Raw genomic sequence first — 15428 nt, 5'->3', positions numbered from 1 at the left:
AGCGGGCTCTGGTTGCACAGCGTGCACGCTGTGCAACCAGAGCGGGATCAGAGGGCCGGCCGCCCCAATTTGCGGTAGCCGTTGCGTCGGCTTCCACGGAGTTCAACTCCTTTGTCAGGAAAGGCTATTGGGGGTCCGGAGTCCAGGCTGCGACAAGGTCCAGCAGTCCGGGGTAGCGGTGGTTGAGGTCGTCGATGCGTACGTGGCTGCGGCGCTCGAGGCCGTACTGCCGTTGGCGGGTGATGCCCGCCTCGCGCAGCGCCTTGAAGTGATGGGTGAGCGAGGACTTGGGGCGGTCGATGCCGAACCAGCCGCAGGGATGGTCGAAGGCGTCCGACTCCAGGAGCAGCTTGCGGACGATGGCCAGGCGCAGTGGATCGCTGAGTGCTCCGAGGACGACGTCCAGGCGCAGTTCGTCGATGCCGGGCTCGGGCAGTGGCTGGGGGAGCTTCTCGGGGTCCGTGGTGGCGGCCGGACGCTTCGTCGTTGGCATAGGTCCCTCCTCATAATCCGAATCCTATGTACGAGTTTCATCGTACTGCATGCTAAGTTCGACATAACTCGTACAGGATGCCTCGGAGGGAACACCCATGTCGAAGAGCCGAACCACACCCCCAGGAACGGACACCGCGGTCCGGGAGCGCCAGGACGAGGCACTCCGGAAGCAGACCCCGGCGGCCCCGCTCGCCCCCGCATGGTGGATCTGGCTGGCCGCCTGGCCCGTCACCGCCGTCTTCGTCCTGTCCAACGCGGCGACGCCTCTGTACGTCCTGTGGCAGCGCGACATCGGCTTCTCCAAAGGCACCCTGACCGTGATCTTCGCGTTCTACATCGTCGGCCTGCTCGGCTCCCTGCTGGTCTCGGGCGTGGTGTCCGACCGGCTCGGCCGCAAGCCCGTCCTGCTCCCCGCCCTCGCCCTCGCACTGGCCGCATGCGGCATCTTCGCCACCGCCTCATCCGTCACCGCCCTGGTGGTCGCCCGCCTCTTCACAGGCATCGCCGTCGGAGCACTCGTGTCGGCCGGCATGGCAGCCGTCACCGACGTCGCAGGCCAGGAACGCAAGCGCCGCGCCGCCCTCCTGGCCTCCTGCGCCATGGTCTTCGGCGCGGGCCTCGGCCCATTCCTGTCCGGCCTCCTCTCCGAGACTCTGCCCGCTCCCACCACGACAGTCTTCATCGTCGAAGCCGCACTCCTGCTCACCGCCGTAGTGACCGTCCTGCGCATGCCCATCCCCGCACGCCGCGCCGCAGCGCCCGCCCGAGGCGGCTGGGTACGAGTCCCCGGCGTGCCCCGGGGCAACGGCACCCAACTCGCCCTGGGCATCGCGGTGTTCGCACCCGGAATCACGGCCACCTCCTTCGTCCTTTCACTTGGCCCGTCCCTGCTCTCCGGACTGCTGGGAACCACCAGCCGCGTAGTCGCCGGAGCAATGGCCTTCGTCATGTTCCTCACCGCCACGGGCGTACAGTTCGCCGTCCAGAAACTGTCCCGGCTCACCATCCTGACCGCCGGTGCCGCGAGCATCATCTTCAGCATGGCCATCCTCATCCTGGCCGTACACACCTCCTCCGTACCCGCCCTCATCGCCTCCGCCCTACTGGCCGGCGCAGGCCAGGGCATGGGCCAACTGGGCGGCCTGTCCCTGCTCAACGCCACCGTCCCGCCACAGCGCCTCGCCGAAGCCAACGCCGCCCTCAACGTCGGCGGGTACGTACTGGCCGGAGTCCTGCCGGTGTCCGCCGGCTACCTCAGTGACGCGGTCGGCCTGACCAGTGGCGCCACTATCTTCGCTACTGTCCTGATGGCCCTGGCCGCCATCGGAGCCCTCATCGTGACCGCCAACCGCCGCCACGCCACCCCGCCTTCCTGAGGCCCCCACCGGCGCGAGCGGAGAGCGCCCAGACGTCCAGCTCAAGCCTCCGCAGCGATGGGTTCCCAGTACCAACCCCATGAAGAGCCTCCTCGAAGCCACCCAGACTGAGGGCCCCTCCGACATCCCCCGCGGAGGGGCCCTCACCTCGATATGAACCGTTCCGGGTTCAGACTCGATCGTTTGCGAGGATCGAGTGCCCCCGGACACGCCACCGGTACGCCCCGGCCGCAAGCTCGGCCCGATGACGGCGAGCGTGGGCAGCGCTCACCGAGCCTGGCTGGAGCCGGTGCGCCAGAGTTATCTGGGCAGCGGGCTGACGCTGAGCGAGCTCAGTGTCAGGATCATGTTCGCGAAGTCGAAACTGTCCGAGCTCCTGCGCGGGGTCGGCCTGTACCCGCGATGGGAAGCCGCCCACAACCTGTCCCGGGAGCTGGACCTGCCGAGCTGGCCGCTCTACCGGCTGTGGCGCCAGGCCGCGTTCGAAGCCCACAAGAGCAGCGCCTGGGTGGAGCGGTGCACCGAGAACAGCGCGCTGCCCACCGCGCCCACCCCGCCGCCCCTGGAGCACCTCGCCTACCGGGAACTCGTCGGGGACGACTACACCGGATACGCGCAGGTCTTCCTCGGCGACGACCAGCGCGACTGCGCGGTCTCCGACACCTTCGACATCCTGTGGCTGTGCTGGAACGAGGCCCTGACTGACCAGCCACGACGTGCGCCACTTCGCTTGGGACGTGCTGCGGGCAACCGTTCTGTCCAAAACCCCGCACCTGGACGGCAGGTCGACGACTCCGACGCCGCCGAAGACCTGCGCGCCCTGTGCGAGACCCTGGTTGCCCGCACACCGGCCCGCGATGTCGCGACCTTTGTCACCGACCAGGGTGCCGCGGGCGGCGTCGGCTGCCCGCCGCACCCCTTCCGGCCTTGCGTAAGGAGTCTGATGTCCAAGCTCGTGTGCCTGCCGGGTGAAGGCGCGGACCACGAACTCAACTGGTTTGCGACTGCCAGCCTGTTCGACGACGTCGTCACCTTTATTCAAGAGCATGTTCGGGATGAGCATGCGGGAGAGGCAGTGACCGCGCAGGCGGCATCCGGCTACCTGTTCCTGGCAGAACTGCCGGGACCAATCTTGACGGAAGTCCTCACCGCATTGCGTGATGAGCTGCCCGCCTATGGATGCGGTGATTTCCCCCCGGATGCGGCAGCTGCGATGGACTACCCGGAGATCTTCATCGCACGCGCCAAATTCCTCGCGCACATGGCCGGCCGCAGCATCTCCATGCGCAAGTCCGGGGCCTCGGGTGCCCCTGTCGCAGTGCAGGCTTCCACCGTGACCGCCCGTGCCGAGCGGGGTGCGCCGCTCAGGGGCCGGCTTGTGTACCAGCGCGCCGGAGGCCTCAACTTCCTGTCTGCTCCAGAGGACAGGGCAGACAAACTGGCGCGGGCCGGAAGCGACGGGTCCGTAAGCCTGAGCATCGGCACGCTACAACTCGAAGTAGGCATCACCACCCACCAAGTGCTCTACGCCCGTGGATACAGCCCACGTGACTCATGGCGTGCCTCACGGTTCGGCGTCCCGGACATGGCCCCCGGCGTGGTGTTCACCGAGCCTGACCAGCCGTTCGTCCCAGGCGAGCCGGTGGCGCTGGATCGCGCGGAGAACTGGCGCGCGCACTACGACGGCCGCTCGGGCTGGCTTCGCGTCTCCACGACCGATGAAGAGGACAAAGGTGCTCTCACCGTGATTGCCGATGGCGTCGCAGTCGGCATGCATGCCGAGCAGATCGTTTCAGTGTGGCTGAACGTCGGCCCGCAGTAAGAGGTCCTGGCATAGGCATGGAAGACCGCGGGTGCCCCTTCTGCTTGAGGGGCACCTGCACCCAACAGAAAGATCTGCGATGACCAGACCCACGTCCGGTCTGCTACATGGACTACTGGGAGGGCTTCGGCCTCAGCGGACTGACTGGAAGGGACTGTTCACGTGTAGGCCCGCGGATCGATGCCCAAGTCGTCGTCCTCTCGGTTGCGGGGCAGATGGTGATCGAGGAGGACTATCAGCTGGCCCCCGACGTTCGGTTTGCTGCTCGATGCCCCTTTGTCCGAGGGCGCCCTGCAGGGTGCGTGGCTGGCTGCTTTGCGAGGGTGCTTCGATCCGACGAGGTTGGAGAGTTGAGCCTCGGCATCTCTCAACAACCCAGGCGCGACAGGCGATCGTGCTTACCGGAGGAGGCCGACGAGGAGGAAGAAGGCGCCGAGCGGGACCCAGAAGGCGCCAACGACCCGGAGAGTTTTGGGGGTTGCGGTTCCGACGCGGGGACTGAACTGTGCGAACAGGTGGAAGGCGCGTTCGGCGGCGCTCGCGATGTTGGTCACGAAGAGCACGCCGGCGACGATGAAGATGGAACCGACCACGGCGCAGTACATCATTTCTCCTTCTTCTGTCCTTGCCACGAGGTGCCCATGGAAATGCCATGTACATCCTGCCTGTAGGCCTTCTCGCGTTTCTCGAACTCCTTGGCCATACCGTCCCAGCGGTCTCCTGCTGCGATGGCGCGCTTCCGAACGGGTGCGGCCGGCCCGGCCACATGATCCATCCAAGGAGTGGGACTCCGCTGGTGCGCATGTCGTCGGCGACGGCATCGTAGAAGACCGGGTCGGTGGCACGCACCTGTGCCGTGCCGTGGCAGACGAGGCCGTGGACGGCGACCTGGTGCCGTTGCAGGAACTGCAGATGGCGCTCGCGTAGGACGGCGGCGCTCTGCTGCAGGGTGAGCTGCCGCCGGTGGGTGACCTTCCGGGTTGCCGTCCATGCGGAGGTGCCGCCCGTGTCGGGGGAGATCTCTCGCGTCGGCCAAGGCCACGAAGTGGTCCGCGAGCTCGTAGGGATGCCAGAGATCACCGTGGGTGTCGGGGAGAAGAACGGTGAGGTCGAAGGTGTCTCGGGCATGGCGTTCGGCGACTTGCAGAAGCGTTTCCTGGGGCGGCCTGTTCCCGATGCCGTGGGTGTACCAGTCCATGTTCAGTTCGGCCAGGCGTCCCTGCCCCTGAACAGGAGCAGCGTTCCAACGAGGGATGGAGTACGGCCCGGGGGATTCGGGCGGTTCCTCGGTGCTCCATCGCCCCCTTGACCCTCCTGCTCGTCGGCATGCGCATCTCGTATTCCCGCTCGCGCATGAGGAGGACACGCAGACCCAACTGCGCCCAGGCCGCTGCGATGCCACGGATGATGAAGGTGTGCTCGTAGATGAAACGGGCGAGGAACTGGACCACCTGGCCACATCCAGCTCGGCATGTCCACGGGCAGTGGCCGCCTGTACGTGGACAGCTACCAGTCGATCTCGTCCGGCCAGACCAAGGGCAGGACCTGGGTGATCGCCCTGCCGTCCGACAGCACGTGCTCGGCCACCGGATACATGAACTCGACCACCGGCCAGTACTTCACGCCGAGCGTCAGCTTCTGCTGACCCACCTGTAGTTGTCTGTCAGCCTGGGCGCGGGTCACCGCGCCCAGGCCCGCCGGGAACGAAAGAGACACACGTTGATCAGAGCATCCGTCGGTGCCGTCTCAGGACTGCTGCTGATATTCGCCGTCCTCGCCGTCCTCGCCGTCCTCGCCGTCCTGGCCGCCGTGCCGACGGCGCTCATAGCTCGGGCACGCGGCCGGCCCGTCCTCGCCCCCACCCTCCTCGCGATCAGCGTGACGGGAGTCTTCGCGGTCACCCTCCTGCCCGGCAACGCCGGCACCGCCATGGACGGCCTGTGCGACACCGGAGCACCGACCCACCTGTTCACCTCCTCCAGCTCCCTCCTCAACATCGCCCTGTTCATCCCCGCGCCCCTCCTCGCGGTGTGGGTCTTCCGCCGGCCGCTGACCGTGACAGCCATCTCCGTCCTGTGCAGCGGGCTCGTCGAACTGATCCAGGCGGTCGTCTCGTTGGGCCGGGCCTGCAGCGTCACCGACGTCACCGCCAACGCGACAGGCGCCCTGATCGGCAGCATCTGCGGTGCCGTCCTGCTCCGGCTGCACGGTCAGCGCATGCGTCAGGGCAAGGACCTCGCCTGGGGAACCACCTGCGCCGTCGGCGGCTCGCTGCTCCTGGCCGGCCTCTTCTACGTCTGCGTCACCCCGACGAACGTGGTGGCCGCGGACGACCGGCGCACCGAGATGGCAGACCAGTCCGCCGGCGCCCAGGAATGGCTCAGCTCGGCCGCCACCGACGTCTTCGGCAAAGACACCCACGTCTTGCAGACGGAGATTCAGCCGCAGGACGGTCGCCTCCACATCACCTCCTCCACCGACCGGGGCGACATCAGCGGATGGTGGCCGGACAAAGCCCTGGAAAAAGCATGGGCCAAACAGAACCGCGGCGACGACGGTCCCCTCACACAACGCGCAGCACGCGACATCGGCGCCCGCTTCGCTGCGAAGTGGTTCCCCAGCAGCGTCGCGGGAAGCAAAGAGACGGTGCGGAACATCGGCGAAGGCAGCGGACAGGTATACCAGCTGACCTACCGCCGCTACACACACGACGTCATGATGCCGATGCGCCTCGACGTCACCGTCACCACCACCGGCCGCATCATGGGCTTCACCTCACACGCCACGCCTGACCCAGACCTTCCCGCCGTCACCATCCAGGAAGACCAGGCCAAGCAGCTCGCCAAGGGCGTGACCGGGAACCAGCCCAAGAACGCTGTCCTTCTGGCGCAGAAAGTTGGCGGCCAGTGGCGGCCCGTCTGGATGCTCGGCACCCAAAAAGCACGACAGCTCGACATCTACTTCGACGCCGCCACCGGCAAACAGACAACCCCCGATCCCCAATAGGACCCCGCACAGCAGCGCAACACCCCTGCCCAGCGCGGCCCGCCCCGGGCCCTGGCAGATTGGGCAGCAAGCACAGACAACGGTGTCTCCGAAGAAAAGTCGGCTGCCCAAAAGAGGCCGACATTGCCCCGCCGAGCCGCGCAGCCGAAGCACTTTCGAGGAGGCGTTCTTGTGGCTTCAGACCGCGACACCGTGTGGCGCCAGTGCGTCCGGCTCGGCCGTCACGTGCTGCCTCTCCTTGATCAGGAGCCGTGGCAGGTGATCAAACGCCACGAGCGGCTGCGGGCCTGGGACATCGAGCGGGACGCGGGCGAACGCCTCATCGCCACGCTCGGAACTCTGGTCCTCCACTCGCTTGTGTCCGATGCCGTCGCCGCCGGCAGCCCCCGAACCGTCGGAATGCTGCACGGCATTTCCCTGACCGCGGTGGCGGCTGCGGCCACCGCCAAGCCGGACTTCGAAATCCTCGCCGCCATGCCGACCGAGCACACGAACCCGGCCGAACAGGCGGCCCTTAACTACGTCCGGCTGCTCACCTACCAAAGCGGCCGCACCGGCCTGTGGGTGCCCAGGCTCAGAGCGGAGCTGCACCACTCCTTGGTCACCCTCACGGGACGTTTTCGCCTGGCCGCCCCGACTTGTGCTGATTTCAGTACGTGGGTGGACCAGACGAGGCCGGCGTGACACCCGTGTCGGGCTGAGGTCAGGGAGACCGCCGACGGCCTCGCAGCGCAAGCCCCCTGATCAGCACCGGCACAGGAACCACCTGCCCCGGCGGAACCGCCTACGGCTACAACGACCCCGGCCAGCTCACCACGAAGAGCGGATCCCCGGCAGGCTGGTCCTACGACGCCAACGGCAACGAAACCTCCGCCAACCCCCCTGGCGGGACGGGCCGCACCGACGAAGGGTGGAACCACTTCGGTTAGCAGACCTCCATCACCGTGGGGTCGGCCACGTATCCGGTGGAGAACGCCGACACCACCAACACCGAACGCATCCGCATCGGCGACACGTGGTTCCACCACACCCAGACCGGACTCGCCGCCTCCACAACCGGCAACCAGGACACCGGATTCGTCCGCGAACCGGCGGGAACCCTCAACTCCATGACGAGGGACGGCAAGAGCTACTACTACCTCACCGACGCTACCGGCAACGTCCTCGCCCTCGTCGACCCCACCGGCACCCGCACCCACAGCTACACCCCCACCGGCCAACCCCGCACCACCCCCGCCGAAACAGTCCCCCAGCCCTACCGCTACGTCGGCACCTACCTCGACCCCACCGGCCTCTACAAAATGGGCGCCCGCTCCTACGACCCCAACCTCGGCCGCTTCACCACCACCGACCCCAGCGGCCAGGAAGACAACGTCTACCTCTACGCAGGCGGCGACCCCATCAACCAGACTGACCCGACCGGGCTTAGCTTCCGGAGCAGCGTACGGAAAATTGGCTTCGCGTCGATGGGCGGCGCGATAGGCGGGGCCGTCACCGGGGCAATCGCCGGGTGCGTCGTCGGAGCTGAAATCGGCTGCCTGCCCTCGGCGCTGGTAGGGGCATTTGGCGGTGGTGCTGCGGGAGCCGCCATCAAGGGCTACCTCGAGTATCAAGGACAGTGAACGGTATGCGTGATCGCGTCAGCGGTAGTGCCGTGCTTGCCACCGGCCTCGGCCTATTCGTGCTGACATTTTTCACTCTGGGCCCGGACCTCTCGGGCCTGAGCGCCAAAGCCGTCGGGTTGATCATTCTCTGGGCCGCAGGTTGTAGCTTTCTCGCCTTCGTTGCATTTTGGGCCTACTCCTCGGCCACGCGCAAATAAGCCCCATCCAGCGAGTCGCGGAATCCTCGCTGACGGTGGGATCGGATCGATGGACGGGCTCTTTGCGCCCATGAGGTTGCAGGTGCGGAGGGTTGGGCCTGACTGCGAAGCAGCCGGTACCGTCGCCAGTTTGAGCATTTGACCGGCAGGCGAAGGCCAGGCCTACGGCTGCCGCACAAATGGACGTGAACGTGTTTCGGAGGGGTGTCGGTATCTGGAGGGATTCGCATCGCAGACCAAGTAGCCCTGCGGCCCAGCCTGGTAGAAGAAGATGATCGAGCGGTTAGTGTGGATCGGGATTGGTTAAGGGTGTCTCGGAATTATTCTCTTTCTCCTCGACGTAGTAGTTTTACGCTGATCGATATACTGAGGAAGTTCCAGATGCGAACCGCTGCGAACATTTCGCTATGGTTGGCGGCCCTTGGGGATGTCTGCCAACCTCGCCTGGAGGAGCGCGTATAGGGGAGCTTGCCAGCTGACGGAGGCAGGAAAACTCTGCCTCCGTCAGCGTTCATCAGCCGCCCATTCCCATCAACTGCTCGTCCGGTACTGCCTCCGCAGCCGACTCGACGGCCGGTTCCTTGACACGCTCGTGATGGGTGACAGCGAAGTCTGTTCCATCGTCGACGAAGAACGCAGCAGAATGGCGCCGCATCCGTCCCACGACTCCTCGATCGTCAACCACAGCCGTCGAGCCATCGAGTCGAGCTCTACTGCGAGCAGCGCCAGCAAAATCGGTGGCTCCATTGCGGCTTGGGGCATAGAGCGCCCGGCCGTTCGGGGTCTTGTGCCGTGTAGCGGCGTACTTGTTCAAGCGCGGCTTCGGGAGTGCCAGGCCTGGTACACCGGGCGATGTCGGGGTTGTTGCGATACTCGGCCATCGGAGCCGCGCCGGGGAGGGGGAAGCGGCGCAAGACCAGACGGGAGTCTCTATCTCGATCATCCGGGCAGCCTGGCACGGCGCCGTGGCGCGGGGGTTTCCTGGACAGTCGGCCGGGGGCCTATTCCCCGAAGTCGTCGGGGTCGTTTTCGGTGTGCAGGCGGGTTTCGAGGTCGGCGGTGGTGTGGTGGCGGGAGGCGGCGTGGACGTCGATGAGGTCGCGCACCGCGCTTCTTCCCGACCAAGGAATCCCTCGTCCTGGACCTGGGTGAAACCACGTTGAACTCCCTGCGGACCACATTGGCCGATCCGGACGTGTCACCGGTCGAAGCGGTGCTGGAGATCTTGTCCGGCCAACTGGCGAGCCTCACGTCCTGGCTGGCGGCGCAGGCCGACTGGACCCAAGCCAAAGCGGTTCTCCTTCGCTTCGGGCTGCTGATCGGATCCACCCCGTCGCTGCGGGCATATCAGCGGGACATGGCCGACCAGCAGGTCGCCGTAGCCGCCGAAGTCCTGGCCCGACGCGCCGAGATGAGCCCGGACGACTCCGAACCTCAGATCGCCGCGGCCACCCTGCTCGCACTGTGGCCGGTCCAGTTCCAGGCGCTGCGCAAGCACCTGCATCGTGCCCAGACCCCCGAGCAACTGCACGATGAGGTCAGCGCCGACGTCCAGCGCGCAGCCCGACTCATCGACGCCGGCCTCAGCTCACTCGCCCCCGCCGGGCGTAGTAAGTGAAACAGCCAACCGGACCGGGGCAGCGGCGAGGGCACCACCGTTCCTCCGGCCCGCCTGTCGACCGGTACCCGTCACCACTCTCCGTGGGTAGAACACCTAGGCGGGAGGTAGGTGCCCCACTCGCCACTACCCGCGACCGCGCCGAACAACAAGCCACGGCCACTGACTTCCCGTGAGGCTCAGAGCGCGATCGGTCGGTACTTCAGAGCCTCGTCGACTATCTGCTCCGCAGACGCGTCCCGCAGGTCGTCCGAGGGGTGGAAGACCAGGTCGCTCACTCGGGGGTGCGACACGTTCGCCTCCAGGAGCCGCAGGTAGTAGTCGCTTTCCGTGTCGGCCAGCAGGAGTCTGCGAACGATCTCAACGAGCTCGTCCCGGGTGATGTCCGCGACCACGGGGCCGGCCGGCCGGGCCGCCTCCCGTGCGAACTCCTCCAGGCTCCTGCTTCCGTAGTACTCAGCGAAGTCGAGGACCTCGTAGTCATGACCGGTCATCGCGTTGAAGGCCGTGATGGCCTCATCCGCTGACTCCCGGCGGGTTTCCAGCAGGTCAGCGATCCGCTCGACCTCGGCGCGCAGCTCGTTCAGCCGCTGCCGACTCACGGGCGGGGGCAACAATTCCGGCCTCAGGTCCACAGCAGACCTTCCACGGTCGCCTGAGAGGGGATTTTCATCCGCACACTTCGAGATCGGGAGGAGCGCAGTCATGAGCGAGGCAGTCCTGTCGGCGGGCTGCTCGGGAGGTTGGGCCCGGCGGTGTGGGTGAAGGTTTCCTTTTTGAACCCTTTCCAGTCGATCTCAAGGGCGTTGGATGTGAGCTTGAGCGTGCCTTGGCTGCGTTCCTTGTAGTTGCCGTTGCAATCGCTCATCGTGACCTTTGTCGTGCCTGCCGTGTCGGCGAACTTGCCCACGCAGAAGTGGCTCCCCGTCAGAGTGACGGTCTTTTGGCTGGTGAAGAGCAGCGTGACGTCCTTGTCGCCCTGGGACGACCACACGCCGAGAAGATCGCTGCTCTGTACCGTCGTGCTCTCGCCGGCGCTGGGCGCGCCCGCCGGAATGTTGCGGGCGGGCGGCGGGTCGGACTTCTTGTCGCTGCTGCCGCAGCCGGTCAGGATCAGGGCGGCCGAGATCCCTACCGCGGTGAAGCCGACGGTACGTATGCGCCTGTGCACGGCTTGTCTTCCCCCTGTGATCGTCCTCCGGAACGGCGACAAGTTACCAGCGACCGGGGTCAGGCCACTCGATCTGATGAGTTCCATGGGGCGGGGACGGGTTTCCCCGTGCGGTTGCGCACGCGCCAGAGCTCTATCGGCAGCCCGAACCGAGCGGGGCGTTCACGCCGGTCTGTGCGACGCAGAAGATCCTGTGCGCGTGCCGAGAGCTCGGATGGATCCTCCAGGATGTGCATCCTGAACTTCTTTTCCCAAGGAAGGTGTGGGGCCGTCAGGCGGACACGTTACCGGTCGTCAGCACGGTCCCTACGGCGTGACCTCTCCACTGGGAAGCGGAAGCGGTGGAGGACCGATACCGCGCTCAGTCACAACTGCCACCACCGAAGTATTGAGATCGAGGCCAGAGGGGGGTTTCCGGGCCTGTCAGAGGGGTCTCGTAGTCTCGGTTCATGATCGGCGGGCGGTGTGCTCGCGTGGGACGGGCTGAAGTGAGCTGGTTGCGCAGGAAGTCGGAGGGCCGTCCGCAGTGGGTGCTGAATCCGTCGGTGGGGGCGGGCCCGCTGCGGTTCGGGATGGACTGCGACGAGGTCAAGGCGGCCTTGGGCGGACCGATCGAGGGCAATGGGCAGGTCGCACCTGACGGAAGGTTCTGGCAGGACTACCAGGCGACGGGACTGACCTGCGTCTACGACCGGGGCATGATTCTTGTCGCCGTGGCGGTCTCTGCCCTGGAGGGCCCGCTGGTCAGGCGCGGGGAGGTCGAGCTGATCGGCCGGGTTCCCTCCCGGCTCCGTGCTGTGATCCTCGACCTCGCTCGTTCTGAGGAGGTCGAGGTTCGGGTGAATTGGAGCGGTGACCCGGAGATCGCGGCATGGGGAGTGTCCCTGGGGGGCCAGTCGGGAACTGGGTCTGTCCGCTGAGGGCTGGCTGGAGCAGAAGGGCACGATGGCCACTTCTGCCCTGTTCGTCGGGCCCGACCTGGCCCACGATCCCTACGCGACGGCTCCTGTCATGCACGGGTGTGACGTCCGCGAGAGGGGAAGGAACCCGGGCACCTGGCCGGTGATACCCGATCAGGAACGCCCGCTGTGGGAGTGGGTGCCGCTGGAGCGGGTGGGGCCGCTCCGGTTCGGGATGAGCCCGTCCGAGGTGGTGGCTGCCCTGGACGGCGAGACGCCGACAGGGCGGCTCGGCGACTTCCCCCACTGGGCCTTCCGAAGGGACGGCCAGTGGAATCTCCACGAGGACAGGTTCGAGAAGGCCGGGGTGAGCGCGCACTACTGGACGCATCCGGACGGCGTTCCGCGCCTGGGCGCCGTGACCTCCTACGGCCGCACCGGACCTCAGATCCTGCACGCCGGCATCCCCCTCGTCGGGAGACCCCCGTCCGTCCTCAACGCGGCCATCATCCAGCACGCCGAGGACCACGGCCTGAACTTGCTCTGCTGCCCCAGCTCGGCGGTCGCCTGGTACGGGCTCCAGCTGACCCTGGACACCACCAGGGCCGGGGACACCGCCGTCAGCGAGGCCACGTTCTACACGAAGGACTGGGAAATATAGGGATGTAGGCCAGGCGGCCCGCCGGGCTCAGCACGCGCACGGTCGAGCATCGTAGGCCTCCACGAGGCCACCTACGGCAGTCCGGACCCGCGACGTGATGGGCACCTTCAGAGGGGGATGCCGGAGAGTTTCGACAGGCGTAGCAGTTGGGGGTTGCTGCGTTTGTGGAGTGAGGACAGGACCCGGAACACTTTGCGGGCCATGGGGTGGATGCGGGCCATCTGAGGTGCGGCGTTCCATGCGGTGGTCAGGTTTTCGAGTGCGCCGTCGCGGTCGCCGAGGTCGAGCTGGGCGCGGGCGTAGTTGATGTGGGTGGGGGCGACGCGGGTGGCTGGCAGGCCGGTGAGGGCGGCCGGGAGGTTGTCGGTGAGGGCGAGGGCGTCCCGGGCTTTGCCGAGGTCCACGCGGGTGGCGAGTTCGTGGGTGAAGGTGTTGCGGGGTCCGAAGGTCAGCCCGTGCGCGTCGATGTCTTCGGGGAAGCCCGCGGCGGCCTGGCGTGCGGAGCGGATGTGCCGCTCGGCCTCGCGTGAGGCTTCGCGCTTGTCGGGGAGCCTTCCGGCCAGGGTCATGCCCCGCAGGTTGAGGATGCCGACCGCGAGACCCCGCTCGCTGCCGGACAGGGCTGCCCGCTCGGTCGCGTCCTGGACGGCTGCGATGGCGCGGTCGACCAGGGTCAGACCGGTCTCGACGTCGCCGAAGTTGAGGTAGGTACCGGCGCGATCCCGTGCGGCGAAGGCCTCTCCGAGGGGGTTGGGCTGTTGCTCGACGGCCCACCGTTGCCGGGTGACGGCGAGTTCGGCCATGTCCATCCAGCGGTGCCGGGCCGCCAGCCAGTAGACGGTGGAGTAGACGTCGGCGAGCATCATCCAGCCGCTCACGGTGTTCGCCGCGTACGCGTACGCGGTCGCCTCCCGCAAGAGTCCTGGAAGCAGCGCGATCAGCCGGGTCACGTTCGCCGTGTCGCGGTACTGTCCGGCCGCCTTCACGCCGGCGCTGATGCGTTCTGCGGCTACGGTCTGGGCGGTCGGCAGGTCGTAGTCCCGGATCGCGGACCGCAGCGCGGACAGCCGTTGTTCGTCGTCCAGCGTGACGGGCGCGCGGCCGAGGACCTCGGCCATCGACACGCCGAGTGCCTTGGCCGGAGTCACCTACCGACGTCTACCGCCCCATCCGGCGGGCCGTGCGGGATTGCGTGCGCAAGGCAGTCAGCCGGGCGGTCTCTTCCGCTCCGGCCAGGCTTTCGCCCAAGGTCAGCAGCGAGAGGAGACGCACCGGCCGACCGGCGGTGGCGGCGGCCTCCAGTTTGTGGTGTCCGTCGAGGAGGAAGTGGGTCAGGCCCCAGTGCACGAAGTAGTCCTCTCCCTGGTCGATGGCGGGCTGGCACACGTCCAGGGTGGAGATCGCCACCGCCGTGGGGACCGTTCCCTGCTCCATGAGTGCGACGTATTCCTCGACACGCTCCCGCTCGTTCCACGTAGGGGGAACCATGGGCACGACGAACTCGAAGAGGTGGGCGTCCGCGTCGACCGCGGTCTCGAAGGTCCGGTAGTACGGGGTATGTGGGTACTCCGGAAGGCCCCAGAACTGATCGATCCCCCAGGTCGTGACCTGTTCGCCGCTGAAGTAGTCCCCCTCTCTGCCGGGGATGACCAGCCGGGGTTCCACCTCCAGGAGCATCGGAAGGTACTCGCCCTCCGGCAACAACGTGCCGAACGCATCGATCACGCCGCTATCGTCCGGGTCGTCCAGCGTTCCGGTGAGGCGTTCCTGCATGCTCTCCAGGGACAGCTTCTCCCGCGCGGTCTCCAGCCGGCGGAACAGGAGCGGGCACGTGCCGCAGTAGAAGCTGAGCTCGAAGGCAGGCTCGTCGTCGACCATGAGCAAGCGGCGCCGTGGTCCGCCCCCGAGCTCCTGCAGTTCCGTATCGAAGTTCAACCGTGCCTCGGAGGCAGGGACACCGAGACTGCGGGGGTCGCCCGTTTTGATCATCACGGGCCGACCGTACGGGACGCCGTCAACGGGGCGCCTCACCCGCGTCCTGAGCGGGACGGCTGCAGTGTCCGCACCCGGCGCGCCCCTGGTCACCGGCGGCCGCGGACCGGGGCTGCCGCCTCGCGTCGTCCCGTCCCGGGTTCTCTCGCCTGGTGGTTCTGGCCCGGCATACTGTGCGGGTCCCAGCGGGGCGCGCGGGACAGCGCGACACCCGGCTCACAGCAATGCGCACTGGGCGGTCTCTCCGCCGTGGTTTGCCGTGATCCGCACCGCCATCGGACCTCTTGTTCTTGGCCGCGACACTGAGTACTCGACATCCGATCCTCCTAACCGGCAACCGTCGCAGGCCAGTTGTGGCGCGTTGTGCCGTGACCTGCCGGTGGCGGCTTGCACGGCTCTAGGGCGTGTGTGATGTCGTGATCAGTCGGCGGTTTTCACGAGGTCGTCGATCCAGATCATGGCGGCGCGGAGGTGGAGGCCGGCGAGGTAGCTGTCCGGGGTTTTGTCGTAGCGGGTGGCGATACCTCGCCAGGCTTTCAGCTTGTTGATCAGACGCTCGACGGTGT

At 67.0% G+C, this 15428-nt stretch carries 18 protein-coding genes; 10 read left to right on the top strand and 8 right to left on the bottom strand.

The features are described 5' to 3' along the window. Nucleotides 1-124: 124 nt before the first annotated feature. Nucleotides 125-493: an ArsR/SmtB family transcription factor gene (locus AC07F3_RS38075; RefSeq protein WP_479119416.1), complete on the bottom strand. Its 369-nt coding sequence runs from the start codon at nt 491-493 to the stop codon at nt 125-127. 97 nt (nt 494-590) lie between these two features. Here AC07F3_RS38075 and AC07F3_RS38070 point away from each other — a divergent pair, with 97 nt between their 5' ends. Beyond that, on the top strand, nt 591-1871 hold the full coding sequence (locus AC07F3_RS38070; RefSeq protein WP_479119415.1) for an MFS transporter: 1281 nt from the start codon (nt 591-593) through the stop codon (nt 1869-1871). A 244-nt stretch (nt 1872-2115) separates the two neighbouring features. After that, on the top strand, nt 2116-3693 hold the full coding sequence (locus AC07F3_RS38065; RefSeq protein ID WP_479119413.1) for a hypothetical protein: 1578 nt from the start codon (nt 2116-2118) through the stop codon (nt 3691-3693). Nucleotides 3694-4091: 398 nt separating this feature from the next. Here AC07F3_RS38065 and AC07F3_RS38060 read toward each other — a convergent pair whose 3' ends face one another. Then, nucleotides 4092-4301, bottom strand: coding sequence for a hypothetical protein (locus tag AC07F3_RS38060; RefSeq protein ID WP_479119412.1), 210 nt, complete (start codon nt 4299-4301; stop codon nt 4092-4094). Next, a complete protein-coding gene (locus AC07F3_RS38055; RefSeq protein WP_479119410.1) occupies nt 4298-4468 on the bottom strand; it encodes a hypothetical protein in 171 nt (56 codons plus the stop codon). Before AC07F3_RS38055 ends, AC07F3_RS38060 begins: the two co-directional genes overlap by 4 nt. Nucleotides 4469-5164: 696 nt before the next feature. On the opposite strand from AC07F3_RS38055, the gene AC07F3_RS38050 reads away from it, so the two are divergent. The 5 genes from AC07F3_RS38050 (at nt 5165) to AC07F3_RS38030 (ending at nt 8521) form a co-directional block, all read left to right on the top strand. Continuing rightward, on the top strand, nt 5165-5338 hold the full coding sequence (locus tag AC07F3_RS38050) for a hypothetical protein (protein WP_479119409.1): 174 nt from the start codon (nt 5165-5167) through the stop codon (nt 5336-5338). A gap of 74 nt (nt 5339-5412) precedes the next feature. After that, complete coding sequence (locus tag AC07F3_RS38045; protein ID WP_479119408.1) at nt 5413-6699, top strand: VanZ family protein; 1287 nt, start codon at nt 5413-5415, stop codon at nt 6697-6699. 171 nt (nt 6700-6870) lie between these two features. Then, nucleotides 6871-7383: a hypothetical protein gene (locus tag AC07F3_RS38040; protein ID WP_479119406.1), complete on the top strand. Its 513-nt coding sequence runs from the start codon at nt 6871-6873 to the stop codon at nt 7381-7383. A gap of 260 nt (nt 7384-7643) precedes the next feature. Further along, nucleotides 7644-8321, top strand: coding sequence for an RHS repeat-associated core domain-containing protein (locus AC07F3_RS38035; protein WP_479119404.1), 678 nt, complete (start codon nt 7644-7646; stop codon nt 8319-8321). A 5-nt stretch (nt 8322-8326) separates the two neighbouring features. Beyond that, nucleotides 8327-8521 carry a hypothetical protein gene (locus AC07F3_RS38030; RefSeq protein ID WP_479119402.1) on the top strand — a complete coding sequence of 65 codons (195 nt, stop codon included), beginning with the start codon at nt 8327-8329 and terminating at the stop codon, nt 8519-8521. A gap of 514 nt (nt 8522-9035) precedes the next feature. On the opposite strand, the gene AC07F3_RS38025 is transcribed toward AC07F3_RS38030, so the two are convergent. Continuing rightward, complete coding sequence (locus AC07F3_RS38025) at nt 9036-9335, bottom strand: hypothetical protein (protein WP_479119401.1); 300 nt, start codon at nt 9333-9335, stop codon at nt 9036-9038. A gap of 345 nt (nt 9336-9680) precedes the next feature. Between AC07F3_RS38025 and AC07F3_RS38020 the strand changes: the two genes are divergently transcribed. After that, nucleotides 9681-10139 carry an acyl-CoA-like ligand-binding transcription factor gene (locus tag AC07F3_RS38020; RefSeq protein ID WP_479119400.1) on the top strand — a complete coding sequence of 153 codons (459 nt, stop codon included), beginning with the start codon at nt 9681-9683 and terminating at the stop codon, nt 10137-10139. 179 nt (nt 10140-10318) lie between these two features. Here AC07F3_RS38020 and AC07F3_RS38015 read toward each other — a convergent pair whose 3' ends face one another. Together AC07F3_RS38015 and AC07F3_RS38010 are read right to left on the bottom strand one after the other, a co-directional pair. Then, nucleotides 10319-10846 (bottom strand): hypothetical protein, encoded by a 528-nt coding sequence (locus AC07F3_RS38015; RefSeq protein ID WP_479119399.1) that lies wholly within the window; start codon nt 10844-10846, stop codon nt 10319-10321. After that, on the bottom strand, nt 10843-11310 hold the full coding sequence (locus AC07F3_RS38010) for a hypothetical protein (protein ID WP_479119398.1): 468 nt from the start codon (nt 11308-11310) through the stop codon (nt 10843-10845). Before AC07F3_RS38010 ends, AC07F3_RS38015 begins: the two co-directional genes overlap by 4 nt. Before the next feature lie 449 nt (nt 11311-11759). Between AC07F3_RS38010 and AC07F3_RS38005 the strand changes: the two genes are divergently transcribed. Both AC07F3_RS38005 and AC07F3_RS38000 read left to right on the top strand, forming a co-directional pair. After that, entirely contained in the window at nt 11760-12230 is a 471-nt protein-coding gene (locus AC07F3_RS38005) for a hypothetical protein (protein WP_479119397.1), read from the top strand. Between the two features lie 25 nt (nt 12231-12255). Then, the gene (locus AC07F3_RS38000; protein WP_479119396.1) at nt 12256-12870 is read left to right on the top strand and encodes a hypothetical protein; all 615 of its coding nucleotides are present in this window, start codon (nt 12256-12258) and stop codon (nt 12868-12870) included. Nucleotides 12871-12977: 107 nt separating this feature from the next. Here AC07F3_RS38000 and AC07F3_RS37995 read toward each other — a convergent pair whose 3' ends face one another. Together AC07F3_RS37995 and AC07F3_RS37990 are read right to left on the bottom strand one after the other, a co-directional pair. Continuing rightward, a complete protein-coding gene (locus AC07F3_RS37995; protein WP_479119395.1) occupies nt 12978-14018 on the bottom strand; it encodes an XRE family transcriptional regulator in 1041 nt (346 codons plus the stop codon). A 10-nt stretch (nt 14019-14028) separates the two neighbouring features. Next, nucleotides 14029-14859 carry a hypothetical protein gene (locus AC07F3_RS37990; RefSeq protein ID WP_479119488.1) on the bottom strand — a complete coding sequence of 277 codons (831 nt, stop codon included), beginning with the start codon at nt 14857-14859 and terminating at the stop codon, nt 14029-14031. Between the last annotated feature and the right edge of the window lie 569 nt (nt 14860-15428).

The sequence above is a fragment of the Streptomyces sp. NPDC045846 genome, assembly GCF_056431605.1.
The sequence above is the reverse complement of the archived record's forward strand: the minus strand, read 5'-3'. Positions and strand labels throughout refer to the sequence as shown.